Genomic DNA, 502 nt, shown 5'->3' on the forward strand with positions numbered 1-502 from the left:
CCGTGCCCGGCGCCCCGCCACCGGGGCTCCCGATCCCCGCACCGCCCGTCAGGCCCCGCACGCGCATGTGTCCCTCGCCGTCCGGCGCCGTGGCCACCGCCGTACCGCCCGCGCCCCCGGGGCCGTCCGCGCCGCCGGCCGTCAGCCGCAGGGCGGACTCGCCGAGCCGGAGCAGCGCCCCGGGGGCCAGCCGCACCGGCCGGGTGCCGACAGCGCGGCCGTCCACGGTCGTACCGTTCGTGGAGCCCAGGTCCGCGACCCGTACCCGCCCGTCGTCCGCGACGGTCACCACGCAGTGGAGCCGCGACACGTCGGGGTCGTCCAGCGGGACGTCCGCGTCCGCCGAGCGGCCGATCCGGATGTCGCCGGGGTGCAGCAGATGGACCCCGCCCGCGTCGGGCCCCGCGACCACGTGCAGCCGCGCGACGGCGCCGTCCGGGGCCGTACCGTCCGGGGCGTCCGCGGCGTCCTCGGCCGGGGCGGCCAGCGCCAGCACCGCGCC

1 protein-coding gene is annotated in these 502 nt (G+C 81.5%); it reads right to left on the reverse strand.

The genetic code is table 11. From position 1 onward, the window contains the following. Nucleotides 1–502: FHA domain-containing protein (locus HTZ82_RS06070; RefSeq protein ID WP_175408241.1), on the reverse strand; the 502-nt coding region annotated here is incomplete at both ends.

The organism is Streptomyces sp. TRM64462 (assembly GCF_013362995.1).
In the GTDB taxonomy this organism is placed as follows: domain Bacteria; phylum Actinomycetota; class Actinomycetes; order Streptomycetales; family Streptomycetaceae; genus Streptomyces.